This is a genomic window from Enterovibrio calviensis DSM 14347 (assembly GCF_000621165.1).
In the GTDB taxonomy this organism is placed as follows: Bacteria; Pseudomonadota; Gammaproteobacteria; order Enterobacterales; family Vibrionaceae; genus Enterovibrio; species Enterovibrio calviensis.
The window spans coordinates 48,389-73,928 of record NZ_JHZA01000018.1 but is presented as its reverse complement, the minus strand read 5'-3'; the positions used below and the strand labels follow the sequence as shown (position 1 = coordinate 73,928).

At 47.2% G+C, this 25,540-nt stretch carries 18 protein-coding genes; 7 read left to right on the top strand and 11 right to left on the bottom strand.

The window, feature by feature from the left end:
- Nucleotides 1–31: 31 nt before the first annotated feature.
- Complete coding sequence (locus tag Q365_RS0114910; protein ID WP_028024100.1) at nt 32–1,810, top strand: GNAT family N-acyltransferase; 1,779 nt, start codon at nt 32–34, stop codon at nt 1,808–1,810.
- A 106-nt stretch (nt 1,811–1,916) separates the two neighbouring features.
- On the opposite strand, the gene Q365_RS0114905 is transcribed toward Q365_RS0114910, so the two are convergent.
- The 6 genes from Q365_RS0114905 to Q365_RS0114880 form a co-directional block, all read right to left on the bottom strand.
- Nucleotides 1,917–2,468 carry a DUF882 domain-containing protein gene (locus Q365_RS0114905; protein WP_028024099.1) on the bottom strand — a complete coding sequence of 184 codons (552 nt, stop codon included), beginning with the start codon at nt 2,466–2,468 and terminating at the stop codon, nt 1,917–1,919.
- A gap of 302 nt (nt 2,469–2,770) precedes the next feature.
- Complete coding sequence (locus Q365_RS0114900) at nt 2,771–4,417, bottom strand: L,D-transpeptidase family protein (RefSeq protein ID WP_028024098.1); 1,647 nt, start codon at nt 4,415–4,417, stop codon at nt 2,771–2,773.
- A gap of 101 nt (nt 4,418–4,518) precedes the next feature.
- Nucleotides 4,519–5,604, bottom strand: coding sequence for a DUF1513 domain-containing protein (locus tag Q365_RS0114895; protein WP_028024097.1), 1,086 nt, complete (start codon nt 5,602–5,604; stop codon nt 4,519–4,521).
- 2 nt (nt 5,605–5,606) lie between these two features.
- Nucleotides 5,607–6,749, bottom strand: coding sequence for an imelysin family protein (locus Q365_RS0114890; RefSeq protein ID WP_245621560.1), 1,143 nt, complete (start codon nt 6,747–6,749; stop codon nt 5,607–5,609).
- Between the two features lie 12 nt (nt 6,750–6,761).
- Nucleotides 6,762–8,138 carry a di-heme oxidoreductase family protein gene (locus Q365_RS0114885; RefSeq protein WP_028024095.1) on the bottom strand — a complete coding sequence of 459 codons (1,377 nt, stop codon included), beginning with the start codon at nt 8,136–8,138 and terminating at the stop codon, nt 6,762–6,764.
- A gap of 71 nt (nt 8,139–8,209) precedes the next feature.
- Nucleotides 8,210–9,445: an imelysin family protein gene (locus tag Q365_RS0114880; protein ID WP_028024094.1), complete on the bottom strand. Its 1,236-nt coding sequence runs from the start codon at nt 9,443–9,445 to the stop codon at nt 8,210–8,212.
- Nucleotides 9,446–9,773: 328 nt separating this feature from the next.
- On the opposite strand from Q365_RS0114880, the gene Q365_RS0114875 reads away from it, so the two are divergent.
- Nucleotides 9,774–10,256 (top strand): MarR family winged helix-turn-helix transcriptional regulator, encoded by a 483-nt coding sequence (locus Q365_RS0114875; protein ID WP_028024093.1) that lies wholly within the window; start codon nt 9,774–9,776, stop codon nt 10,254–10,256.
- A gap of 90 nt (nt 10,257–10,346) precedes the next feature.
- On the opposite strand, the gene Q365_RS0114870 is transcribed toward Q365_RS0114875, so the two are convergent.
- Entirely contained in the window at nt 10,347–11,234 is an 888-nt protein-coding gene (locus tag Q365_RS0114870; protein WP_028024092.1) for a DMT family transporter, read from the bottom strand.
- A 256-nt stretch (nt 11,235–11,490) separates the two neighbouring features.
- Here Q365_RS0114870 and Q365_RS0114865 point away from each other — a divergent pair, with 256 nt between their 5' ends.
- The 4 genes from Q365_RS0114865 (at nt 11,491) to Q365_RS0114850 (ending at nt 17,064) form a co-directional block, all read left to right on the top strand.
- Nucleotides 11,491–12,717: an EAL domain-containing response regulator gene (locus Q365_RS0114865; RefSeq protein ID WP_028024091.1), complete on the top strand. Its 1,227-nt coding sequence runs from the start codon at nt 11,491–11,493 to the stop codon at nt 12,715–12,717.
- A 472-nt stretch (nt 12,718–13,189) separates the two neighbouring features.
- Complete coding sequence (locus Q365_RS0114860; protein WP_028024090.1) at nt 13,190–13,885, top strand: aspartate/glutamate racemase family protein; 696 nt, start codon at nt 13,190–13,192, stop codon at nt 13,883–13,885.
- Between the two features lie 24 nt (nt 13,886–13,909).
- Nucleotides 13,910–14,416, top strand: a complete 507-nt coding sequence (locus Q365_RS0114855; protein ID WP_028024089.1) for a GNAT family N-acetyltransferase — start codon at nt 13,910–13,912, stop codon at nt 14,414–14,416.
- A gap of 332 nt (nt 14,417–14,748) precedes the next feature.
- Entirely contained in the window at nt 14,749–17,064 is a 2,316-nt protein-coding gene (locus Q365_RS0114850) for a methyl-accepting chemotaxis protein (protein ID WP_028024088.1), read from the top strand.
- 112 nt (nt 17,065–17,176) lie between these two features.
- On the opposite strand, the gene mukB is transcribed toward Q365_RS0114850, so the two are convergent.
- From mukB to cmoM, 4 genes are read right to left on the bottom strand one after another with little or no spacing between them, the layout of a single operon-like run.
- Nucleotides 17,177–21,640: a chromosome partition protein MukB gene (gene mukB / locus Q365_RS0114845; RefSeq protein ID WP_028024087.1), complete on the bottom strand. Its 4,464-nt coding sequence runs from the start codon at nt 21,638–21,640 to the stop codon at nt 17,177–17,179.
- A complete protein-coding gene (gene mukE, locus Q365_RS0114840; RefSeq protein ID WP_028024086.1) occupies nt 21,637–22,371 on the bottom strand; it encodes a chromosome partition protein MukE in 735 nt (244 codons plus the stop codon). Before mukE ends, mukB begins: the two co-directional genes overlap by 4 nt.
- Nucleotides 22,352–23,674: a chromosome partition protein MukF gene (mukF, locus tag Q365_RS0114835; protein ID WP_028024085.1), complete on the bottom strand. Its 1,323-nt coding sequence runs from the start codon at nt 23,672–23,674 to the stop codon at nt 22,352–22,354. Before mukF ends, mukE begins: the two co-directional genes overlap by 20 nt.
- Nucleotides 23,675–23,700: 26 nt before the next feature.
- Nucleotides 23,701–24,483 carry a tRNA uridine 5-oxyacetic acid(34) methyltransferase CmoM gene (gene cmoM / locus Q365_RS0114830; protein ID WP_028024084.1) on the bottom strand — a complete coding sequence of 261 codons (783 nt, stop codon included), beginning with the start codon at nt 24,481–24,483 and terminating at the stop codon, nt 23,701–23,703.
- 113 nt (nt 24,484–24,596) lie between these two features.
- On the opposite strand from cmoM, the gene elyC reads away from it, so the two are divergent.
- On the top strand, nt 24,597–25,454 hold the full coding sequence (gene elyC / locus Q365_RS0114825; RefSeq protein ID WP_028024083.1) for an envelope biogenesis factor ElyC: 858 nt from the start codon (nt 24,597–24,599) through the stop codon (nt 25,452–25,454).
- The last annotated feature ends 86 nt before the right edge of the window (nt 25,455–25,540 follow it).

The window sequence follows — 25,540 nt, the reverse complement described above, 5'->3', positions numbered from 1 at the left end:
CAAGATTGGAAAACGTCATTTTAGGAATACTATGTTCAATATTGATGAAGTTATCACGCACCATTATCCGAATCTGGCGCAGAAGCCTTGGTTAGCAAAGCCCGTGTCCTCAACGCTGCATAAGTTGCTCCACCAGCAAGCGTTTCATGATTTTGCCGACAAGTACCCGTACCTGAAAGGCTTCGAATTTGTCGAACAAGTACTGGACTACTTTCGTTTTAGCTACTTCACGAGCGACCGAGAAAAAGAACATATTCCCCGAACTGGACGTGTTGTGATCATCGCTAACCACCCAATTGGTTCGCTTGATGGATTAGCATTGCTCAAGTTAGTCAGAGAAATTCGCCCCGATGTTAAAGCGGTAGCCAACAACCTGTTAATGCAAATAAAGCCGCTGCACAATTGCCTGCTCCCCGTGAACAACATGTCAGGCAAGACACCAAAGGAAAATTTACGAAGCATTGATGAGTGGCTAAACAAAGATGGCGCGATCATTATATTTCCTGCGGGTGAAGTGTCTCGATTTGGCCCTACTGGCGTGAAAGACATTGATTGGCAAAACGGTTTTTTGAGAATGGCGACCAAAGCCAAAGCCCCTATTTTACCGATACATGTGGATGGCAAAAATTCCGCTATGTTTTATGGCGCGTCAATGGTTTATAAACCACTCTCGACGCTGCTATTAGTCAACGAAATGTTTGGTCAGCGAAATAGCCACATCACCTTCACCATTGGGGAGTCCATCCCCTTTGCCAGCTATCACGCCAGTCGCAACCTACCGATGAAAACGCGGGTCAAGCTCATCAAGAAACACCTTTACCAGATCGCGAAAGGGAAAGCGGGACAATTCCCTACAGAGTCAGCCATTGCCTCACCGGAAAACCCTCTGGCACTGCAACAAGAGCTACAAGACTCAGAGCAATTAGGCGTCACACCCGATGGAAAGATCATTTATCTCTATCGCTACAAAAACGAATCGTCAGTGATGCGCGAAATCGGTCGATTGCGTGAAGTGGCATTTCGCGCCGTTGGTGAAGGGACGGGACAGCGCCGTGATATCGACAAACACGATGAACACTACTTCCATTTGGTTCTTTGGGACCCCGCGAGCATGGATATCGTTGGTGCTTATCGCTTCTGCGATACGCAAGCAGTCATCGCTCAGCAGGGTATTCAGTCGCTATACACCCATAGTTTGTTCAACTACGACGAAGGCATGACTCCCTACCTGAATGCTGGTTTGGAACTTGGACGAAGCTTTGTTCAACCCAAGTACTGGGGTAAACGCAGCTTAGAGTACTTATGGCTTGGCATTGGCGCATTCCTCTCTAAGCATCCCCACTATCGCTATTTGTTTGGCCCTGTCACCATCAGTAATGCCATGCCGCAACCCGCGAAAGAGCTACTGATCTTTTTCTATCGTACCTATTTTGGTGCGACGGCTGACGTGGCGCGCTCAAAGCATCCATTTAGTATGGACAGCCAAAAAGAACATGAATTACTCAATCACTTCTGTGGAAATGACTATCAGCAAGATTTAAAAACACTGAAGGTATTGCTCGATAACCTCGGCACCAGTATTCCGACATTGTACAAACAGTACAGCGAGCTTTGTGAGGCGGGCGGCGTGCAGTTTCTTGATTTCGGCGTCGACCCCGATTTTGCCGATTGTATTGATGGCTTAGTCATGGTCGACATGACCAAGCTCAAAGAGAAGAAGCGTCAACGCTACATGCGCACTAACAACGCGCAACAATCCACAGAACTTGGTCAACAGAACCAATCAAACCGACAGCCTAGTCCGGTTTAGCCGCATAAAAACAAAAAGGGCGCTAGCTCGAAAGCTGCGCCCTTTTCATATCAATTGTCTTTTCACATCAAGTGTCTTAACGCTCAAAGTCGAATTTTTGCAATCATTACCACGTTCTTACTGGGCCAGTATCAATATGGATGAAGCCACTGTTGGGGTAATAGCCAACACCACCAGCTTTCAGTGAAAGTGCAGCATCACGAATTTTTGCCAATGGCACGCCTTCAATATGAAAATCGATAGCTTGCCCAGTCATGTGGTAGCTTTTCTTCGCCTGACCGCCGCCATTTTTGCGTAGCATTTCATTCGTGGCTGGTGAACGATAACCTGACACCATACTAATAGGATGCTTAGCCCCTACTTTTTGATAAATGGCCGTTAATTGGTCATACAGTTTCTTGTCCATCTCCGTTGAGACATTTCGACGATGATCGCGGCACAAATTGTTGAGTTCGTTCAGCTCATTCGGCAAATACATTTGGCCGTTAAAATAGCAAACATTCAGGTGTTCACCGGTGTTTATGCTTGTCATTGATAGAACGCGACGTTCGCCATCAGTAAAAGGCAGAGCAAGAGCATTTTTCGGTAGCGCAGCCGCTACCATACACGCCGCACCACCCAGCAAAAAGCGGCGACGTTGGGTATCCAAACCGTCCATAAAAACCAACTATTTCCCAAAATATAAATTCAAAAATAAGTCGCCCACTGCTTTGAAGTTGCAGCTAACGGCGCTTTAAACAAGCTGGAATTTAACGGGAGTTGATCAATGAATCAAACGGTCACCTGTCTCTAAAATGAGCGAACCGCTGTAAAAACCACCTCTTCATGATGAATTTATGTGTTTTTTTATCTTTGTCAGCAATATGTAAAAATATGTAATTGTGGCGTAGGTCTCTATTTCTACCCAAGCAACCTCACGTAACTTGGGCGTAAAGACCTAATCTAAACAAAAATGCGGAATTAGAAGGTTGGGGTATTGGCGGCGACAGTCCCTAGTGCAGTAAGGGTGCGTTTTGGTCGTGCATCATAATGATAAACATCACTGCGAAACTCTACGTTCCCTTCCCCATTCACCCACGCGGTTTGATAGATGGTGTGAACGGCGACTTTTTGTCTCAGCGTCACCCATTTGGTTTCGAGATGCTGACGGTAGTAGTCATAATCGCCAAACTCCAAACCAGAACGACTCAACAATACCTGCGCTAAGGTCTCCGCTTTTTGAACTCGAATACATCCCGAACTGAACGCCCTTCTCTCTTTATTGAATAAACTCTTCGCAGGCGTGTCGTGCAGGTAGATAGCATTGCCATTAGGGGTGTTAAATTTGTAGCGCCCCAGTGCATTAAAGTCGCCCGGAGATTGCTGTAAACGATAAGGGAAATTTCTGTCCGTGATATTTTCCCAGTCAATATCGCTATGAGGGATCACATCACCATTTACCCAGCCGCTTAATACGGTGTAGCTGTGCTTGGACAAATACTCGTTATCTTGACGCGCCTTAGGAAGAATGTCTTTGCGCATAATGGTCACAGGGACATTCCAGCTAGGATTGAACACAACGGAATCCAAGCGCGAATCAAACAATGGGGTTCTTCTACTTGGACGCCCAACCACCACTTTACTGTCGAGCACAAGTTCGCTGTCTATCCACAATTCCATTTCGTAATTGGGAATATTCACCAGAATGATCTTGTTTCTTTCGGTTGGCCACAAGCGCAAACGTTCCATATTCAACGCAAGAATTTGGATGCGTGTATTCACCGATTTATTCAACCATTGACGGGTTTTATTGCCTATCACGCCATCTTCTTTCAAACCGTGACGAGCCTGAAATCGCTTTACCGCACCTACCATCGTGGCGTCGTAGTCGCTCACTTGTGCGATCTTTAACCGCTGAGCATCCATAGTGCTCAACACCCCGTGTCTTTCCAAACTGGTGATCAGACTGTCTGCGTCATCGAGTTTTTTACCCGGTCGGATCAGCCCGCCTTGCGCCAATTTTGGCCAATAACGTTGCTCTACGTCCTGAAGCTTAACAATGGCTTTCGCCATTTCGCGATATTGTGGCGTATCAGGGCGCAGTTTAAACACATAATCGAAAAGTTGATTGCGACTTCCCGCTGCGACAAGGCCATTGATTTTGGTCAGTGTTGGTGGCGGTAAGTCGTCAGTAATATCAGTGCCGAAGAACCAGCTTTTCCCATGCTCTGGAATGCCGTCGATATAGCGGGTCAATGCCAATAAACTGTCGGTGGCAAACACATCGTAAGCTCGCCAGTCGCCACTCGATCTGAGATCACGCAGCATAAGCGCGCGCCATTCAAAATCTTCGCTCAGTCCTGCAAGAGAAATAATGTTGATCTGCGTTTCTAATTCATCTTTAGCACGATAATCATGCCAGATCGGTGAAAAAGAAAAAAACTCGTAGATGTTTGCAAGCTCGCTGGTGTGAGAAACCACCCCGACTTCTGACTCGGCTTGTTTCACCCAAGTCAAAGCAGATAGAGATGGCTTTTGTTGCATATCAGAAGGTTCCGATGCCCATAGGGACATAGGTATTAAGGCTACCACCCATAATGCCTTAAAAAACGTACGAGCTAAAAACATGCGCTACCTCCCAATTGAGATCTTAGTATGGCAAAGGACGCGGCTTTCGTTGGCGGATTTTTTATGAATCTAGAAAAACAAAGAGTTAGAAAAGTATGACGTCACAGCATGACCCAATGATTATCCCAGGTCACGCCAGATGTATGAAAATTAATACTTTTTCTCGCCAATTGAAATGCAACCCTGCCACTGCCTGAACTTAAGGCAAAACGGTCGGCTTCAGCCGAGACGCCAGAAGCATCCATCAAGGCGGATAGCGACTGAAGCTCGCCGGTTGCGATATCCCAAACCCCAAAGCAATTACCCCGAGGTGAGGTAGCAATGACTTGTTTTTCCGTGCATGCCACACTGCCAATGTAGTGTTGAAAACGCGTCCACTGCTCAGTACTCGCCTTAAGCGCTACAAAGTCACCATTTTTTCGTTTAATCGCCAATAATGGTGAAACTTTATCGGTGTCACCTTTATATTGCTGTGCAATCACCACGTCTTTTGCGGAACTGACTGCAAGATGGCGGATACTCAGTTGGTGGTCTTCTAGGTGGTATTGCTGGGTGATTCGCCCTGAAGGAATATCGATGAATACCAAAGCTGGCTTCATGGTATCTAGGTTCATTGGGGTTCGCTTGTCCGTGTGTATTCCCCCAACAGCGACAGCCAACGTATGTTCATCGACGACCTTAAGCTCGTGTGGTCCAATTCCAAAACCCGTAATCTCACGGAGTTTGGAGAGGCTGCCATTAGAAGCAATACGATAGATCCCAATCACACCTTCACTTGACCCCTCAATGCCTTCCGTTGTCAGTAACACGTCACCCAACACATCACCATGACCGTAAAAATAACGCCGAGGGTCGGAATGATAAGTAGAAAACACCTCACCGGTATCCGTTGATATCACACTAATATACGCGCCTGGCCGGCGAGCAAATACAAACGCTAAACGCTTTGAGTGATCAACCGCAATCCCGTGACCACGATGCGAAAGTGGTGAGGTGAAACAGACCTCTCCCGCATCATTGATGGCAGTCACATTGAACTGGCCGTCTGGTTGCCGAGCACATCCCATATACGCTGGCTTCAATGCGTGCTCGGCACGAGCACGCGAATACACGCCCCCAACGAAACCGCCAGACGCGACCACCGCCAACGCCGACAACAGCATGCGTCGTCGTTTGTGGCTTACCATGGCTAGTCTCCGTCCGTTGAGTTAAATCCCACAACCATACCCAGCGCTGCGGCGACCTCATCGGCTAACGCAATCTTGATGTACTCTAAGTTATTCGACAACGTGATTAACTGGCGGTAATCCGAGGGTTCTGACAAATAGGGTTTGATAGCGTCACCATTGGGCACACTTTCCAGCGCAATGTCCCAGTGCTTTACCAGTCGATCAGCCAAAGCCCCTAGTTGTTGATCTTTGTTTTGGCCTTGGCTTTGGTTTTGCTCACGCAACACACCATCTAGCGTTTCAATATAACGTGCTTGTAGCGCAACAATGCGGGCTTTCAGCAGCGCCAAGGATTGTCCTGAACGCCATGCTTGGGCTTGATACGGCTTGGGATAACCGGGTTTTCCCATCGCTAAGGACAAGGTTTTCATGGCTGAATCTAATTGACTCGCCAAAATATTCAGCGCATCTCTATTACGCTGTTCTTCAGAAGCTTCCTTCCAAAGATTACCCTGCCATGCCAATGCCATACGTTCTGAAGAATTAACCAAGTGTGACGAAACCGCTTGGGTCAGTGGGCAACGTACTGCCAACTTATCTATCCCTTCAGCTTCAAGCTTGGCTGTGCCAGTATTAGTTTGAGTAATAGGCATCCCATCAAACAGCAACCATTCAAGTGCCCCAACACCTTGAACCGCGACACTTTGATTTTCGAGCGCCAACGTCGACATATCCTCTTCGCTCTTCAGCAATTGCCCGATCTGACGTCCAATCGTGTTTTTCTTGTCAGGATAGAATTGAATTTGCCAGCTCAAGGACATCGCCGTTTCATTGCCATAGTTAGCCCCCGCCAAAGACTGCCACGCCTTCATGGTTTCTACCCACTGCGCTTGGCTTTTGAACAATGCGTGATTGGTTTTTGTTTCGCACAGTGCCGCGATATCGGATTCCAACCTATTGGCTTGAGCAACAAACTCAGATGTCGAACGCGTTTGGATCTCCCAAAGGGCATTTTGAGGATCTGCTTGTTCAGATGAAACAGATTGCGCTTGGCTATCACACCCCATCAATAGTGACAGCGTCACTAATACGACAAGACCTTTTGCGTCACTCGCTGCATTTCTCGCTACGTTGCTCGCTATATTATTCGCTACATTCATCATCACATCCCATTCCTACAACGACTTCAGAAATGCTATCAATGCCGCTCTTTGGCGCGCATCAAACCCTAAGACTGCTTGTTGGCTTGCTTTGGCTTCACCACCGTGCCAAAGAATCGCCTCCATTTCCGTTCGAGCACGACCATCGTGAAGATATTCAGTGTGCCCATTCACTTCGTGGGTATACCCAATTCCCCAAAGCGGTGCGGTTCGCCATTCTTGACCGTTAGCCAAAAACTCCCCACGGTTATCTGCCAATCCTTCACCCATGTCATGCAGTAAAAGATCGGTATAAGGGTGAATGGTTTGTTCACTCAGTGCAGGCCTATTGCTGCGCGCTGCCGTTTTGAGGTTTGACTGGTGGCAACTTGCGCAACCGGCCTCTTGGAATAACGTCTCCCCTTTCTGAACCAAGGGGTCGGAAAGATTGCGGCGCATCGGAACAGCGAGATGTTGGGAATAGAACTCGACAAAATTAAGAATCTTTTCGCTGACTTCTGGGTTGCCACCGTTTGGCAAACGCTGACAAAGATCTTGTCCTGTGGAACAGTTTTCGTCAGCAAACAATGCGCTGGTTAAGCCCAAGTCGCCATTAAACGCCGCGGCATTTTGCTGCATCAGATTTGGCTGACCGGCTTTCCAGCCAAAGCGCCCAACCACCGTTTTGTCTTGCGCTACATCCCACACATAATTGGGACGCCCCGACACTCCGTTGTTATCTTTATTTTGCTGATCAGCAATAGCCAATAACGTCGCTTCGGGGATCGATTCCAACAAGCCTAACCCGATCATCGGCGGTGCAATACGCGCCGACATTTGCGTGTTAGGGTGCATCGCGCCGTAATTCAAATCTGCAATAGAGATGATCGGCTTACGCAACTCAACCGTGTGTCCATCAGCGAATGTTTCCGTGTGGTAATCAAACTTCACGACAATTCTACCTTCCGGCTTTTCACCCGGAAGCGCAAAATCTTGAAGTTGCCCACCGTATGTCGGTTCAGGAATGTTACCGGACAAAATGAGCTGCTTTTTCTGTGTGTCGGTCAACGCAGGAATGCTCAAACGAATGAGCAAAGAGACGGCATTCTGATCACCTTCAAGCGGCAAATGACCTCGTCCATCTTTAATGTGGCAGTTTTGACATCCATTGGTATTAAACAGTGGCCCAAGTCCATCTCTGGCATCGGTCGATGCGGGGGCGCTTACCCAAGGGTTACGGAAAAAACTGTTGCCGACACTGAAGTCAATGCGATCACTAAGAGGAAGATTCGTGGCTGGCTGGGAAAAGGCGTTCGCGCCCTGTTTGCTCGTCGTCGTGTCTCCACCCGACTTTATCTCACTTGCGAATGACAACGATGCAAAGACACTGAGCAGTAAAACCGTATATTTCATGACTACTTTCCAAATACGTCAAAGGGAGTTGCGACAAACCTGCCGCAACTCCCTGTTTAATTTTCTATTTCTTAGAATTGGTGATCGGCGCTATCCGGATTGAGATTGCTAATACCCAACTCGCCAGCGATAGACTCAATGCCACGAGTTTGATCAACCAGTGCAGCAATCGCGTTGTTGATCACGAGGTGACCATCCGTGTTGTTAACAGCAATCAATTGGTCAAAATGCACGCCGTCCACTTCAGCAGATTCCACCAGCTTAAACACAGCACTGCGCGCAGAGTCGAAATCAGCAAGGATCTCTCCCGCCTTTTCAGGGTTCGCTTTTTTCACCATGCCATACAAAGATGGGCCGCTCACTGCAGAGCCGTCTACGCGAGAGTAGCTACCCGTGAAGACGTTATAGATGCCTTGCTCGTTGTAATAATGAGAGTTATGGGTGTTGTCCGAAAAGCAGTCATGCTCGTCTTCCGATGAGTTCGCTTCCAGTGCCACTTTCATGCGCTCACCCGCCAATTCACCTAGCGACAATGACCCCATGCCAAACAGCATTTTTCTCAGACCATTCTCTGCGTTTTCGTTAAGCAAGGTTTCGCGGTAATTGCCACTCACACCCGCTGCCCATTGGTTTTCCATCCAAGCTAAGTCGGTGATAAGCAATTCAGATGCCGCTTTTAAATAGTCTCTACGACGATCACAGTGACCATTTGTGCATGATTCACCATAAGCAAAATCGGTGAATGAACGTTCGCCCGCGCCGCTATTTGTACCGTTAAGATCTTGGCCCCACAGTAGGAATTCGATAGCGTGATAGCCGGAAGCCACATTGGCTTCAGATCCACCCAATTCATTCAAAGACGCAATCACCTCAGGCGTGATTTTCTGAATATCAATGGTTTCATTACCAACACTAATCGACGTGCTAGCAACAATGTTAGCCACCGCGCCTTCATTACCCAGTTCATACTGGTAGTCCGTTGCCACGTAATCGATCAAACCTTCGTCCAAAGGCCACGCATTCAATTGCCCTTCCCAGTCATCAACAATGGCATTGCCGAAGCGAAACACTTCAGATTGCTGATACGGTACTCGAGCTGCAAGCCACGCTGTTTTAGCTGTCGCCAATGTTTGCGCTGATGGTTTCTCAATCAACGCGTTGATTGCGGTATCAAGCTGCTTTGCGGTGAGGTGAGAATCGCTATAAACCGCATGAGCAAGATCGGCATAGTGGCTAACAACTTGATCTGGCGTCGCTGCCGACGTAGTAAAAGAAGCTAACGAAAGAGAGAATGCAGAGAGAGCCATGGCACGAGAGGAATACATCATAATCTGTCCTTGAAAAGTTGATATGTAACCAGTTATTACAAACGCGAATGATTATTACATTCACTATCAATCATTTCAAATGATAATGAGAAAAAATCTCATTCAAATACGCATTACCTTAACATTTGTATTGAGTTGCATAGCGTCAACGCCTCGTTTTTGAGCCTCAACGAAAAGTCTATGGCTTTCCGATATCGCATCTTTCGCTTCCAGTGTGTAAGGTTATTGAAAAAGCCTTTTATTATTTGTGTTTTACGCAGATAATTTCGCGGTTTTTCACCCTGCTGCAGTTAAAGGAGACGCTTCGATGGAGAAGCACGAAGAGGTGCTGGTTGCGCTAAGACAAATTATTCGAGCCATTGACCTACATTCACGTAAGCTCAACAAAGTTGCAGGCTTAACAGGACCTCAACTCGTACTCATGAGTGCGATTCATGAATTGGATGAAGTGACCATTCGTCAGCTGTCTAACCATACCAATATGAGCCAAGCCACTGCGACGACCATCTTGGATCGTCTCGCAAGCCGCAATCTCATCGTGCGTGTCAGAAGTAACCTTGATAAGCGTAAAGTCCATGCGCATTTAACGCCGGAAGGTGAAAAAGCACTTGAGCAAGCACCTAAACCGTTACAAGACAGTTTTATTTCGCGCTTTCAATCGTTGGAAGAATGGGAGCAGTCGCTACTGATATCTTCAGTTCAGCGAATCTCTTCGATGATGAATGCTGACAATATTGATGCAGCACCGCTACTAGAAGTCTCTGCACTGACTACCTCAGAGTCACAATAAGCGACAGTCAGCACCCACAAAAAAGAGCCCCTCATGGGCTCTTTGTCTATTCATGTTCAATGCAGGCGGTTTCACCCCCGCTTCCCTACACTATGCGTTTTTCCTCTGCCTGCGAGATAGGAAACCCGTTGCTAACGCTGTTCCTAAGAAGATGGCTAACGCGCCAAGCATCATTCTCACGGTAATAATTTCTCCCAAGAACATCGCTCCCCACACTGCTGCAAACAATGGGATCAAGAAGGTCACCGTCATCGTGTTCGCTGGCCCAATGTTACCAATCAAGCGGAAGAATATGACATAGGCAAAACCCGTTGAGGCAAAACCCAGCACCATGGCAGCGATCCAGCTTGCTGTGCTTGGCGCAGCATCAGGCCAAAAATAAAAACCGAACGGAATTAAAGACAAGGTTGCCCCTATTTGGCTGCCTGTTGCCGTGACTAAAGGTGGAACATCATGTAAGAATCGCTTGGTGTAACTCGCTGAAATTCCGTACATAAACGTCGCACCCAATACAGCCAACACTGGAAAGCCTAATCCCTGGTCACCAAAGTCCAGTTTCCCCCAAACAAGAATCACCACACCGAGCACACCCAAAAGGAGCCCAAGAACGCGATTTCTTGTCATAGACTCACCCAACCATAGGTAAGCAATAATTGCTCCCCATATCGGCGTGCCGGCATTAACGATTGATGCGAAGCTTCCCGTTACACTCATCATTGCATAGGCAAAAAGTAAAAAAGGTACGGCTGAACTAAATAGACCGACAGTGCAGGCGTGAAACCAGTGCGCCTTGAAAATAGGGAGTTGACGGCGAATCATTAGAATCGGTAGCAGTAATAAGGCAGCTAACCCCACACGCACCAAAATCAGAGCAAACGGGCCAAATTCAGGCACGGCGTAGCGAATGAGTATGAATGAAGCCCCCCATAACGCGGCGAGCAGCACCAGATCAAGTGTGTCTTTTCTATTCATTTCCATGAAAAATCCTGCATAGTGTTTATCCTTCGTGGTGACTTTAACTCGATCTGCGATCACCAATCGCCAGAATCGGATGTATCAACAAAACTTCAATAAAAACATTTCTTCAAATCAATGTTCTGTCACTAAGTGTCTAAACCGATTCAAAATTTTCGCCTGACTTCGCATTGTATGCTTTTTCATACCTTGTAGACGTTTGTGTTTTTCTAATATCCATCTAGTTTTACTATTGAGACACTTTTTTTAGGGATTAGAAATGAGCAAAGATAGGCGAATTTTGATAGTTGACGATTCCATCGCCATCTTAGCGTTAGTTGAGGGAATGCTGCGAGAGCTGGGCTATAGCGACGTCACTCGCTTTTCATCACCCGTTGAGGCCATTGAGGAACTGCAGCATTTCCCCACCAAATATGACATTGTCCTCACCGACCTCAACATGCCCGAAATTGATGGCATGGGCGTCATTCGAGAGTTAGGAAAAATGGACTTTAAAGGTGGCGTGTGCATTATTTCTGACCTTGATGTGCGGATCATTGAACTCGCTGCTGAAGTTGCCAGACAGCAGTCAATCTGCCTACTTGGAAATGTATCCAAACCGCTGAAAGTCGACGCTTTAAAACTGATACTCGATAGAATGGACCAAATTGAAGAACGACGATTTACTCATTTTCAAAAAATGAGTAAATCAGAGTTATTACACTGTATTGAGCGCCATCAAGTCATCCCTTATTACCAACCTAAGTTAAACCCTCAGACAAACCGTGTCGAAAGCCTAGAGGTACTTGCACGTATTCGACTGCCGGGAGAAACCGATGCCGTTCTACCGGGTCGCTTTATACCCACAGCCATAGAACATGACCTGATGGACTTAATGACGATGCAGCTGGCAGAAGCGACTGCACATGATATGGATAAGCTCTCGGAAATCTTTGGCGACAACGTACACGTCAGTATCAACCTATCCGCTCAACAGCTCGCGGACCTAGAGATCCCGAATCGACTTGAAATTCTCTTCAGCGAAAAACATATCGATAAATCCCGTGTAGTGTTAGAAATCACTGAGGAATATGCGCTTAAAACCCCCGAACAAATGGAGTCACTCAACCGACTACGGATCAGGGGGTATGGGCTATCAATGGATGATTTTGGCACGGGTTTTACCAATATTAATCAGCTAAGAAGCTTGCCTTTTACCGAAGTAAAAATTGATAGAACCTTGATCAACCACATCCATCAAGATCAATTCAGTCAGGTGATTGTTCAATCACTCGCTGAGATTACCAATTCATTTGACGTAGATTTGGTAGCAGAAGGCATTGAGCACTTTGAGGATCTCGATTATCTCTATTCCAGGTACCCCGGCATATTGTTGCAAGGTTTTTTGATCTGCCGACCGAAGGCCATAGAAAGCCTGGGCAGTTGGTATAGCAGCTGGTTGAAAGGTGTCAGCGCCAATGCGACGACATCAAAAACGAGTGGCTAGCACAAACGTGTTTCCAAAACGGTTACCAAAAAAGTCATTCGCCTGAACCACAAGAACAATCCCGATATCAATGCCGGTATCAATGCCGGTATCAATGCATTGTTCAAATGTGTTACTTAAATGTGTTGTTTAATAGAGGCTAACTTTTGTTAAACAACACACCTTAAGTGCCATATCCCAAACACCATATCCCAAGTAACCTTGAATCCATTCTGAAAACACCACCCAGCTTGACGCTTTCACAACCATACACCCCTTTTTTCATTCCCTTTTTAAACATCAGTCTGTCTATTCCCCCTCAACGCAATAGTTGCAATGATGTTGAGAAAGCACGACTTCTGATCTGTCTCAGCAAGTAACAGTGCCTTTTCGGAGATTATATGGTATTTACTGTTTAGTTAACGGAAGCATATAACTACATCAACATAGTTACATCACTACATCTGTGCTCGGATATACAAGGATTGTGCACATGAAAACAATAGGTTTAATTGGTGGGATGAGTTGGGAGTCGACAGCAATTTACTATCGCCTACTCAATCAAAAAACCAAGGAAGTGCTTGGCGGCCATCATTCCTCAAAAATGATCCTGACGAGTGTCGATTTTGCTGACATTGAATCACTTCAACGCGCTGGAGATTGGCAAGCTGCAGCAGCTCTGCTAGCCAATGAAGCGAAGAAGCTCGAAACGGCGGGTGCCGACTTTATTATGATCGGCACAAACACCATGCATAAAGTCGCTTCGGAAGTGCAAGCCGCCACCTCTATCCCTTTACTTCATATCGCTGATGCAACCGCGCAACAGTTAAAACATGATGGTATCAAGCACGTAGGGCTGCTTGGGACACGGTTCACCATGTCTCAGCCATTTTATAAAGAACGACTCAACGAGCACGGCATTGAAGTGTCCGTTCCCCCTGAGTGGCACCAAGACATTGTTCACGAGATCATTTACCAAGAGCTTTGCCAAGGTAAGATTTCCGCACAATCACGTAAGCAATACCTCTCAGTTATCGACGAACTGCAAAAGCAAGGCATTGAAGCCGTCATTCTTGGTTGTACAGAAATCGGGTTGCTGGTTCAGCAAAAACACACCGGTATCCCACTGTATGACACCACTGAGTTGCACGCCAACGCTGCCGTCGAGCTGGCGCTAAAAGAACAGTAAACACCGCGTAGAAGGAATGACTGAGTGACAATTAGAAATGCAAGCGTGTCGGATCTAGACACCATCAATGACATCTACAACCATTATGTATTGAATACGGCAATCACTTTTGACTATGACCCTTGGTCAATCCAACGGCGACAAGCATGGTTTGAAAAGCTTTCTGACAGTGATGGCTATTATCATGTATTGGTGAAAGAAGATCCGCACGGCCACGTGATTGGGTTTGCTTATAACGGTGAATTTCGCGAGAAGCTGGCCTACAAAATCAGTAGCGAAATCACCATCTACTTGCACCATGAGTGCCAAGCTAAAGGTATGGGTTCTGAACTCATGGCTGCATTGTTAGAAAAAATGAGCAGCTCCCCTATTCGACGCGCCTATTCTGTCATCACATTACCCAATGCCGCGTCATTACGCTTGCATGAAAAATTTGGATTTACGCAGGTGGGATATCTGACAGATGTTGGCTATAAATTTGAACAATACTACTCGGTCGCTATTTTAGAACGCGCATTGGTAACCGACTAAAAAATAACAGATATCGCATCACACCCAAAACCAAATGATGGACATGTTCACCCCTTTAGGTTATGTCCACTCATTTAGGCAAAACATACACTTTCAACACCGTATAAAGCCAACAAAACGTTAGACATTTGTCAGTTAGTTGACGAGTTAATGGTCTGCGTTTTGACGGCAAGCTACGGATATCAATACGATAAAATTATTAATCTTCAAATTCATAGCGTTAACACACATTTGGCGGAAAACCTCCAGATTCGCCAACAAAGCATGTCAAATTTTCTACACTTAATGAGAATCACATTTGCAACCAATGACTAAAATTTGGAGCAAAAAGCATGAACATCTCTACAAAAATCAAAGTTATTTTTGTCTCTGTTAGCGCGGCAACGGTCATTGCTACCGCAACACTGCTAACCCTTACGGCAGATAAAACATCTGCCGACGCCCTAGAGCATCAAATTCAGAACCAATTGATGTCAGCGCGAGAGGTGAAGAAGTCGGAGGTTACGCGCTACTTTGACACTATCGTAAAGCAGTTGACCAATCTGGCTAATTCCACCATGACTGAAGATGCGATGCTTCAGTTTTCAACGAGCTTCCAAAGTGTCGGAACGGAAGCGGTGCTGGTCCCGAATCAGGCAGGCACACTGAAAAAATATTACACCGATGAGTTTGGTAGTACATATCAAGACACAAACCAAAAGCCATCCGATGCACTGCGAAACCTCGAGCAGATAGGTCTCAATGGCAAATTACTGCAACAGGCTTACATTGGTTTGAATGAACATGAGCTTGGCAATAAACATCTGCTCGACAAAGCTTCTGATGAAACCACGTACAGCGAAATTCACGATGTTTTTCATAGCAACTTTCGACAATTTTTAGAATCGTTTGGCTATTACGATATCTTCTTGGTCGATACCAGCGGCGACGTCGTCTATTCAGTATTCAAAGAACTCGACTATGCCACCAATTTGATTAATGGCCCATACCGCCAAAGCGGTCTGGCTGATGCATTCATGCAGGCTAAAGATCTCGAAAAAGGTGCGTACAGTTTTATTGATTTTTCCCCCTATTACCCTTCTTACGACAGTCCTGCATCCTTTGTCGGTACACCCGTGGTAAAAAATGGCAAAAATGTTGGTGTTCTTATTTTCCAAATGCCTATCGATAGTATCAACGCCATCATGACCTATGACGGTAACTGGAAGCTTGATGGCATGGGCAATACCGGAGAGACTTTCCTTGTCGGGCCCGACCAATTAATACGGTCTCAATCTCGTTTGCTTGCCGAAGACAAACCGGCCTACCTTGATTCACTGCGAAACAATGGTATTCCAGACGCTGTAGTCGAACGAATTGGTCTTACGGAGTCGTCATCAGGGCAACAAACGATCCAATCTGCCCACACCATAGCAGCACTGAATGGCGAAAAAGGGTTTACGTCAGGACCAAACCATGTAGGAAAAGATGTGTTTGCGGCCTACAGCCCCATTTCAATACTCGGACAAGAATGGGCATTAATCGCAGAGATAGAGACAGCAGAATCTCTGTTTGAAGTGCATCAACTGCAGCAAACCTTACACCAACTCGCTTTTGCTATCGGTGCTGCCTTGATTCTAGTTTCTCTCGTCATCGCATGGCTGGTTGCAGCAAGTATCAGCAAGCCCATCACTGCGCTGACTCAACGTATTTCACACATTGCCAGAGAGCACGATTTGACAATACGATTGGATTCCTCAGGAAAAAATGAAATCGCCGAATTATCAAAATCGATGAACATCATGCTTGATGACTTCCTTGAGCTTATCAAGGGAGCCAATACCACGGTAAATTCGTTGGGAATTGCATCGAAGAATATTCAAAACAATATAAATTCAATGCGAAACGAAGTGGATCAACAAGAAACAAATTCCAATCAGGTCGCTACTGCAGCCACCCAAATGAGCGCGTCAATCAGTGAAGTGGCAAGTTATGCAAGTAATGCCTCTGACTCGTCAGAAACCGTTGTACAGTCTATTCGACAAAGTGCTGACGTTGGTAAGGAGTTAGTGGGCGAGATTTCGCAACTTTCTTCACGAATGGGGGATGCGACTGAGTCTATGAAGCAACTCTCCGCCGAAAGCGACTCCATCGGTTCTGTTCTTGATGTTATTCAAGGGATTGCTGAGCAAACCAACCTTCTGGCGCTAAATGCAGCAATAGAAGCCGCGAGAGCGGGCGAGCAAGGCCGCGGGTTTGCCGTGGTCGCCGACGAAGTAAGATCGCTCGCGATTCGTACGCAAACTTCAACAGAAGAGATTCGTGCAAAAGTCGAATCGCTTCAGTCGGAAACGAAGAAAGTGGTTGGGGGTATCAGCGGTGCGAACCAATATGTGGCGAGCAGTGTTGAAAACTGTAATAAAAATAATCAAATGCTAGAAGAAATCGCCCAAATGATGACTGCGATTAACGACATGAATACTCAAATTGCCACCGCAACCAATGAACAATCTTCTGTCACGGAAGAGATCACGGTTAACGTCAACAACATTGCCCGATCTGCAGGTTCGGTATCAGAGCGGACGCTTGACACTGACACCACAGCCCAAAGTATCGATACTCAAGCCAAGAAACTGACTGAACAAATTGGTTTATTTAAAATCGCTTAAGGGATGACCAAATCATCCAACGTTGCTTGGTATGCCGCGACTCAATAAAAAAGGCCAGCATTGCTGGCCTTTTCGTATCGAGGGTTAAGCCCCATTTTAATAGAAGCGAATATTACTCGACTGCTTCTTCTAATGACGCTTGAGTCGGAAAGCTTGTCTGAGATACATCGCCAAAACCACGCAGACCCACTACATGCACATGCTCTTTATCGTTAAAGATCTTACGCACCAATTTATAGGTTGTGCCTTGCTCTGGGCTGATGTTTTCCGGTGCTGCGATGAGCAACTGCATATCCAGACGATGACATAGCTCGAACAGCGTCGAGATAGACTTCGCATCCAAACGTGCGGCTTCATCAAGGAACAACAGACGGCATGGAATCACATCTTTACCACGTAGGCGGCGAGACTCTTCTTCCCAGCTTTGAACGACCATCAACAAGATAGCTTGACCCGTACCGATCGCCTCACCCGTTGACAGTGCACCCGATTCAGCACGCAGCCAACCGTCAGTACCACGGTTAACTTCAATACCTAGCTCAAGGTAGTTGCGGTAATCCAGAAGCTCTTCGCCCAAAATTTGCGGTGAACGTTGACCCATGTCGATATGCGGGTTCAAGCGCTGGAACAATTTCGCCATCGCTTCAGAGAAGGTCAGACGATTGTTACCAAACAAATCTTGGTGCTGCTCAGCATTTTCTGCCAATCCAGCCAGAAGTTGCGCGTGCGTATCGCGAATCGACACATTCAGGCGAACGCCTTTCACCTGACCAAAGCCAATATTCGACAAGCCTTGGTTCAAGACGCGAATACGGTTTTGCTCACGCTGGATCGTTTTGCGAATAATATTCGCAACCGACTCTGAGCTAATCGCCAAACGTTTCTCACGCTGTGTCAGTTCTTCCGTCAAACGGCCCAGTTCAACTTCCATCTCTTCGATAGCTTCGACTGGGTCATCCGTACGAATAATGTCGTGGCGAATACGTTCACGCAGGTGTTGGTATACCGCAACATAGAACAACACTTTGCGTTCTGGACGCGCCATGTCTTCTGACGAACGCAGCGCGTCACGCAGTGTTTCATTGTCTGCAACAGCTAGACGCAACGCACCCAAGGATTTATCGGACAATGAACGTAATTCATCGGCTGACATGTACGCCATTTCACGACGGTTAAGCTGTTTCTCTACGCCACTGTTACGTGCGATTTTGAGTACTTCAACCCAACCCGCTTTCGCGTTCACCACAAAAGTACGAAGATCAGCGTACTCTTTCGACACTTTCTTCAGTGTTTTGAGCAGCGACTTCATCTCTAGCTCAACCGACGTTAAGCCCTTCTCAAGTTCGCTCTTACGCTGACGAGATTGTGACAGCTGTGCATTCAACTCATCGCGACGAACACGTGAACGTTCCTCCGCTTCCACATCAGCACGAACACCCAGTTCCATCAATTCGCGCTTAAATTCAGCGACGGTTTCTTGTTTCGCTTGATGAGAACTTTTCAGTGATGCCAGTAATTGGTTGTACTGGTTCACTTGGTCGCGTACTTGCTTAACGTGTTCACGAGAACGCGTACGTGCGCGCTCTGCATCAACCAGTTTGGTTTTCAGTTGTTCGTTTAGCTCGCTGCTCTTATCAAGCAAGGCCACCGCATCTTGATAACCGAAATGATGACGACGTTCTACGAGATCTGACAGCGCAAACAACTTCTTCTTAAGAAGTTGCAAGGACTCGTCAGCTTGAACATAAGCATCGTTCAATGCATCAAACTGCTCTGGATCGGCATCAAGCGTAGACAGCAGAGGTTCTAGTTCTGCCAATGTTTTACTGTGTTCTCGAGTAAAATGGCGAGCCTCATCAGCTTGTGCCAAACGCGCCTGAACCTCTTCTAAGCGTGCTTCTACCGTGTCATCTTCGAGTGCATTCACCACATGTTGAAGCTTGTTCAGCAACGCAATGGCTTCTTTTGCACCCGTCAGCTGGCTGCGAATTTGCTGCTCGTTATCACGCAATTGACCCAATTGACGCTGAACGTGATTACGCTGCTCACGCAGTGCTTTCAATGCCGCTTCAGGGTCTTCATTGAACGCAACGTTCATGTGGTGCGAAACGAACTGGTTAAAGCTCTGGGTTAGACGCTGAAGCTTCTGAGCATCAAACGACGCTTTGGCGTAGTCTTCCACCAGCTCTTCACGCTTTTCACGCAATACTTCAAGACGATGCTCACGCGCCGCGCGGCCAAACAATGGCACTTTAGGGAAACGCGAATAACGCAACTGGCGATCATTCAGATGAACGCAAACCGCCCCTTCCATTTCATCCGCATCGAATACGCTGTCATCAAAGCCGTCAGTCTCACCTTCAATGACATAAAGATCGTCGGGACAATCTTCAATATCAACCAGCTTCTCTTTGATGCCCTTAAGGTCAGGAACAACAATGGCGTGACGCGCAGGGCCGTACAATGCAGAGAAGTACGGCGCATCTTCCATGGTGATGTCATCGTAGATTTCTGAAAGCAGTGTGCCACCTAAGGTGTCAGCCAGTGATTGCAAGCGAGCATCGCCGCTACCGCCAGGCTGTGCTAAACGTTCAATTTCCGCTTCAAGCGCTTGTTTTTCCGTCGCCAACTTGTCACGGGTATCTAGCGTTTGACGTTCTCTCACCATCACTTTTTGCATGGTGTCGAGAACCGCTTGGTTGTCGTATAGACTCTCTTCCGTTTGATCAGACAGCTTTTCTAGCGCTTCTTGAGCTGCAATCCATGCGGGAGCAACGTTTTCAAACGCCGTCACCTTGCCATTGATGTCATTTTCGCTGCGCAGAAGTTCACGAAGTTTATCCGCTTGCTCGCCAACCGCTTCCTCTGCTGACTCAAGACGTTCTTGCTGGCGCGCCATTTCAAGCTCAGTCAGCTCTTCTGAATCAATCGCTGTGTTGAACTGACGTTGATATTGCTCAGAAAGCGTTTTGGCTTGCTGGTAACTGCGCAACTGACGTTCAAGGTCACGATGCTGTGCAGTTAACTGGTCGCTGTTATTGGCCAAGTTGGCAAATTCACGACCTTTCGCAATCACTTCGCGTGCTTTCGTTGATGCATCTTCGCGAGAGACCTCACCAACGATTTGACGCACTAGCTGCAAACCACGTTCAAACTGTTTTGCCGCCGCTGACGACAAATCCAGTTTGTGCTTAAGGCTCAGAAGTTGCGCGGTTTGCGTTTCTTCATCCGCTTTCAGTGAATTCAACAAGACAGAAGCGTTGTGGTGCTCCAAGTCATCGTTGCCAGTCATCTCTTGCGCTTTTTCAAGTGCTTTAACGGCTTGCTGGTACTGAAGCGCACGCGTTTGCTGCATATCCAGCGCTTGTTGGTAATCGGCTAATTGCGTTTTAAGGCTGTCCACTTCCTCTTCATTGAGGTGGGTTTGCTCTTCCGCCATCGCAAGCTGTTCTGTGGCTTCTTCCACCACCATCATCTGTTCTTCCAAACGAACAGCAAGCTCTTCCAAATCTTCTTGGTAACGCTCTACTTTCTCTTGCTGGCGAACCGCGGTTTGCACTAGCTGAAGGTGATCAGATGCTGCTTGATAGTCTTGCTCTAAGTGCGCTTGACCGTCGGTAAGCACATCCAGTTCATCGGTCATACGACCGAACGTTCCTTGGAAATCACTTAGCTGACGACGCGAACCCAGCAACTCGCCACGACGCTGCAATGCCAATTCAAGCTTCTTACGACGCTCATTGGCATGGCGCATGTAATCAGACGCAACATAGTTGGTCGATTCAGTGATCAAGTGCTTGAACAAGTCACGGTCACGCTGGGTTAGCTTAATGGCTTCCAACGTCATGCGGTTCTCGCGAAGTGCCACTTCCATGTCTTGGAAGGCTTTCTTCACACCACCGTTTTGCGGCAATAAGTAATCGCGTAGTGACTTGGTGATCGCACTTGAAATACCACCGTAAAGCGACGCTTCAATCAAACGATAGAACTTCGAGCGATCGGTTTGATTACGCAGCTTCTTAGGCAATGCGCCCAATTCAAACATCTGCGAGTGGTAATCGGTTACAGACGTAAACGCTTTAAAATGTGCCGTCTCGTGCTCACCTAGCGCGTCTTTCACGTCATTAAGCTGACGAACACGTACTTGGTTAGCAGACACGCTTTCGATCAAAATATCCGTTGGTGTTACGTGCGACGGCAGACCTTGAATGATGAAAGGTTTGATGTCGACTTTCTTGTCTCGTCCAGCCACTTGCTGAAGGCGAACACCGAACAAAATACGTTGGTTACGTGAGTTCACCACGTCTAGCGCGGCATAACACGCACCTGGTTTCAGCTTACCGTGAAGCCCTTTGTCGCGTGATGCCGTTGAACTGCCCGCTTCGGTGGTGTTACGAAAGTGCAGCAAGCTTTGATCGGGGATCAAGGCTGTAATAAACGCCGCCATCGTGGTCGATTTACCTGCACCGTTACCACCAGACAAAGTAGTCACTAGGTTATCGATATCAAAGGTGCGAGCAAAAAAGCCGTTCCAGTTAACCATGGTCAGCGATTGGTATTTACCGCGTTGGATCATGCCTGAACCTCCTGATCGTCGTTGCTTAACGCGTCGATGTCTAATTCATCGCTCTCGTCGTTATTCAATAGACTTGATTGCGCATGCTCTTGGGTATGAACTACCGCTTCGCCATCACGAATCAAACGCAGTTGCGCTTCACGCATGTCGTCTCCCACTCGCACATCAGCACCGAAGCGGAACGTGGCTTCGCTAACGCGGAATTTTCCGTTCTCACCGATTGGGACAATCATGCCAAGACGGCGAAGGCGACGCAGAGACGTTTTCACTTTGTCGTACAGCTTTTCACGATCAAGATCAGAGCCGCTGGCACGCAAGGTCACCAGCTTCATCAGCTTTTTCTCATCGGCTAGCGTCAGCAGTTCGTCAAATAGCTCTTGGGTATTGAAAATACCTTCTTGTGCCAAACGCTCAGGGCTGAGGTAAAGAAAACACAGTACCTTGCCCACGAGCATGTCTAGCTCGGACAACACACTGCGACCGATCAGCGATGTTGAGCGAGGGCGCAAGTAGAAGAAGCCTTCTGGCGCACGCACTAGCTCAGCATGGTAACGCTGATAGAAGTGCTGCAGCGGGTTTTCAAACTCAATCAGATACGCGTGGTTATCCAAATCTTCACTGGCAATATGACGGCCAGCACGCAGCGCGCTATCCAATGTTGGAAACAACGGGTTCGCAATCGCTTTTGCCAGTTCCTCTGGCATCAATTCTTCAATATTTATCGATGACATTCGCTTGTACCTTGGCTCCGTATTCATTAATTGCCTGCCAATCCGGTTGGATCGCATTGAGATCTGATTGTGAGTAACCCAGACGTACCGCCTGATTAATCACTATCCGAGCCAAATCAAAATGGCGAGCTTGTGGGTGTTGAGCCAGATAGTTTTTCAAAACAACGCCCAAATCGATGCCCTCGCCTGTCGTTCGATGACGAGACAGCATGTCAGCGATTTGATCGCCCAATTGGTCGGTAACCAGTGTGAGTTCTTCAAACTCGACTTCCGCAGGCATTTCGCCCGTCACTTCATCGTCACGAAGCACCAAGGCTTCATCACGCATATCGCGAAGGCGTTCGGCATCTGCAAACGTTAGGAACCACGGGTTATCAAAGTATTCTGTCACCGATTGACGCAAACGCTGGCTAAAGGCGCGGTTTTTGTCCATGTCGATGGCATTACGAATAAATTTGTGTACGTGGCGGTCGTAACCAATCCACAGATCTATGGCTTGTTGCCCCCAATTAACGATGCGGTCTAGCTTCATTTGCAAGTTGTAGATCATGGCATCAACGAAATCGAGATCGTCTCGGCCTTGCACTTGTTCCTGAATATTGAATAGCTGTGTCTGCAGTTGGTCACCCGCAGACTGCAAGGTATCTTGCAGTTCACGCAGTGTGCTGGATGTTTCGTTTAGCAGTTGCTCACAGTTAGCAATCGCGGCTTGCCAATCTTGGTTTAACAGCGCAGCGATGTCTTCTTTGACCTTCTGCTGTTGTTCATCCATGGTGCGTTGGTTCAAATCGATGCGATCGAAGATTTCTGCCACAGAATACTTAAGTACGCCGTAAACATTTTTGCGCCAAAAATCCGCATCGCCATCTTCTGACGCTGCTGAAAGGGCTTTATCAATCTCATCGGCCACCATAGATAGCTGAATAGACAGCTTCAACGAGCTGTATTCACGGTGACGTGCGTAGTAATCGCTGATACCCAGCGCAAGCGGTGTAAGACGATAGATGCTCGCGCCGTCCGTCAATTCGCTGGTAAAGCGACTCAACAGGCGACTGCGCACCAAATCGTTAATGGCATTGTTTGCGCGAAACCCGATGGTTTCGCTAGCTTGATCGAATTGGTCACTGACAATGCGAAATGCATCGACAAGTTCCCCTTCCCCTAGCTCCTCCTCATAACGCTCGCTGCTGAGTACTGCAACGGCAAGGAGAAATGCCAGCCGTTCCGGCGGCAGATTGAGAGAGAAGTCATTCTGTTTCACCCAACCGACCAACTCAGGAACAGTCTGAGAGAATTCGCTCATCCGTAATCCTTGTTGTCTATTTCTAATTATTTATCGAGAGGTCTTTGCGCCCACACATGGATGTAGCGCCCTAGCGATATAAAAGGTTCTTGGCGGCAGAGCTGTTGCTCCATTGCCACGACCTGTTCAAAGGTATATTCACCCGTTCGCGTGTCTTTCATGTAGTCATGGAACGTGCGTACACCACTTTTCCCTAAAATTTCAAAACCAGCGTCGCCTATCCATTGATAGACGTCTTCTGGTTGAAGACCTTTTTGAGGCTGAAGCTTAAAACGCTTTCTATGCGGCATGCCTTCTTCCACATGGGTAAGATTGCCGCATATCAAATTTTTGAAAAGCAAACCATTTTGGTTGTAGAACATCACTGAAGCAATGCCACCAGGCTTTACTTGCGAAAGTATGACATTCAGCGCGTCTTTCGGATCGGCGAGCCATTCCATCACTGCATGAAAAAGCACCAAATCCGTCTGCTTATCCACGTGCTGCGTAATTTCCTGCACTGGCGCATGAACAAAGCGATATTGAGGAAGCAATCCTGCTGCTTCGATATCTTTTTCCGCCAACTCGAGCATCTGTGAAGAAAGATCGCACAAAGTGACGTGATGACCACGGTGTGCAATTTGCTGCGAAAGCTGCGCTAAACCGCCTCCGGCATCCAAAATGTCCAGTGGTTTAGATTCACCCAGTTGTCTCAAAATTGATTCGAGATCTTGCCAAACAACGGCTTGGCGGATTTCTCCCTTGCCCGAGCCGTAAATGTTTTTAACAAATTTGTGGGCAATGTCGTCGAAATTTCTATCCTCTGTCACAGTGCCTTCGTTATCATATTCTACTGAAGGGGTTATTTTCGCATAAGACTGCCGTTAATAAAGGTTTGTTGTACTTATTGGCCCCTGTTTGACTATATTTCGGGCGACATTTCATGTTTGAACTAAAAAAACTTATATCAACTTTACTGATGCCCCTCCCTGCACTACTGCTTATTGGATTTTTTGGCCTGTTTTTGATTTGGTTCACGCAGCGTAAAGGGTTTGGTTCGTTCTTTGTTTTTGTTTCACTGCTGTTAATTGCGCTGGTGTCTTTTCAGCCAATATCTTCGTCGTTGTTAATGGACTTAGAAAGACAGCACACACGTTTCTTGCCACCTGAAGAACCCGTCGATTTCGTGATGGTGCTCGGGCATGGTCACGTCGTTGATGATGAGATCCCTCCCACGTCTGAATTGTCACGGGTCGCATTGATGCGCCTCGTTGAAGGGATCCGCATCCATTTCATGTATCCGACCTCACAACTGATTTTATCTGGCTACGATGGAGGCTATGAAGTGAGTCATGCTCGTATGCTGGCGCGTGTAGCCATGGCAATGGGTGTGAACAAGAACAACATCTTGTTGCTAGAAACAGCAAAGGATACATGGGAAGAAGCTTTTCAAGCGGCATCTGTTGTTGGCGACAGCAACTTGGTGTTGGTGACCTCTGCCAGCCACATGCCTCGTGCACTATATGAATTCCAAAGTGCTGGCCTTAATCCTATTCCTGCACCGACAAATTACATGGCACAGAAAGAAATCCAACAGCCTTGGATAAAATACAGCCCTCGCGCGCAATACCTCGAACAGTTCGAACGTTTCTGGCACGAGCGTTTAGGGCAATTGTGGCAGCGTCTACGCGATAAAGTCGCACAGCAAGAAGCGGTACTACAAGCAGACCCTGTGACGTCACCAGAGCCAGTTGAGCCTGTAATAGAGACTGGCATCGAGAATATCGCACCAGCAAACTAAAATTCGCACTGGCCGACAGGCCAATTGCTGTTCGCTAAACGACAAAAAGCTGCCATTCGGCAGCTTTTTTTGTATTCACTTGTATC

Bases quoted from the DNA above. Each gene is read 5' to 3' on its own strand.
- mukF (WP_028024085.1), bottom strand. From the start codon at position 23,674: ATGAGCGAATTCTCTCAGACTGTTCCTGAGTTGGTCGGTTGGGTGAAA.
- mukB (WP_028024087.1), bottom strand. From the start codon at position 21,640: ATGATCCAACGCGGTAAATACCAATCGCTGACCATGGTTAACTGGAAC.
- Q365_RS0114865 (WP_028024091.1), top strand. From the start codon at position 11,491: ATGAGCAAAGATAGGCGAATTTTGATAGTTGACGATTCCATCGCCATC.
- Q365_RS0114875 (WP_028024093.1), top strand. From the start codon at position 9,774: ATGGAGAAGCACGAAGAGGTGCTGGTTGCGCTAAGACAAATTATTCGA.
- Q365_RS0114910 (WP_028024100.1), top strand. From the start codon at position 32: ATGTTCAATATTGATGAAGTTATCACGCACCATTATCCGAATCTGGCG.
- Q365_RS0114870 (WP_028024092.1), bottom strand. From the start codon at position 11,234: ATGGAAATGAATAGAAAAGACACACTTGATCTGGTGCTGCTCGCCGCG.
- mukE (WP_028024086.1), bottom strand. From the start codon at position 22,371: ATGTCATCGATAAATATTGAAGAATTGATGCCAGAGGAACTGGCAAAA.
- elyC (WP_028024083.1), top strand. From the start codon at position 24,597: ATGTTTGAACTAAAAAAACTTATATCAACTTTACTGATGCCCCTCCCT.
- Q365_RS0114885 (WP_028024095.1), bottom strand. From the start codon at position 8,138: ATGAAATATACGGTTTTACTGCTCAGTGTCTTTGCATCGTTGTCATTC.
- Q365_RS0114905 (WP_028024099.1), bottom strand. From the start codon at position 2,468: ATGGACGGTTTGGATACCCAACGTCGCCGCTTTTTGCTGGGTGGTGCG.
- Q365_RS0114900 (WP_028024098.1), bottom strand. From the start codon at position 4,417: ATGTTTTTAGCTCGTACGTTTTTTAAGGCATTATGGGTGGTAGCCTTA.
- Q365_RS0114860 (WP_028024090.1), top strand. From the start codon at position 13,190: ATGAAAACAATAGGTTTAATTGGTGGGATGAGTTGGGAGTCGACAGCA.
- Q365_RS0114895 (WP_028024097.1), bottom strand. From the start codon at position 5,604: ATGGTAAGCCACAAACGACGACGCATGCTGTTGTCGGCGTTGGCGGTG.
- Q365_RS0114880 (WP_028024094.1), bottom strand. From the start codon at position 9,445: ATGGCTCTCTCTGCATTCTCTCTTTCGTTAGCTTCTTTTACTACGTCG.
- Q365_RS0114850 (WP_028024088.1), top strand. From the start codon at position 14,749: ATGAACATCTCTACAAAAATCAAAGTTATTTTTGTCTCTGTTAGCGCG.
- Q365_RS0114890 (WP_245621560.1), bottom strand. From the start codon at position 6,749: ATGATGAATGTAGCGAATAATATAGCGAGCAACGTAGCGAGAAATGCA.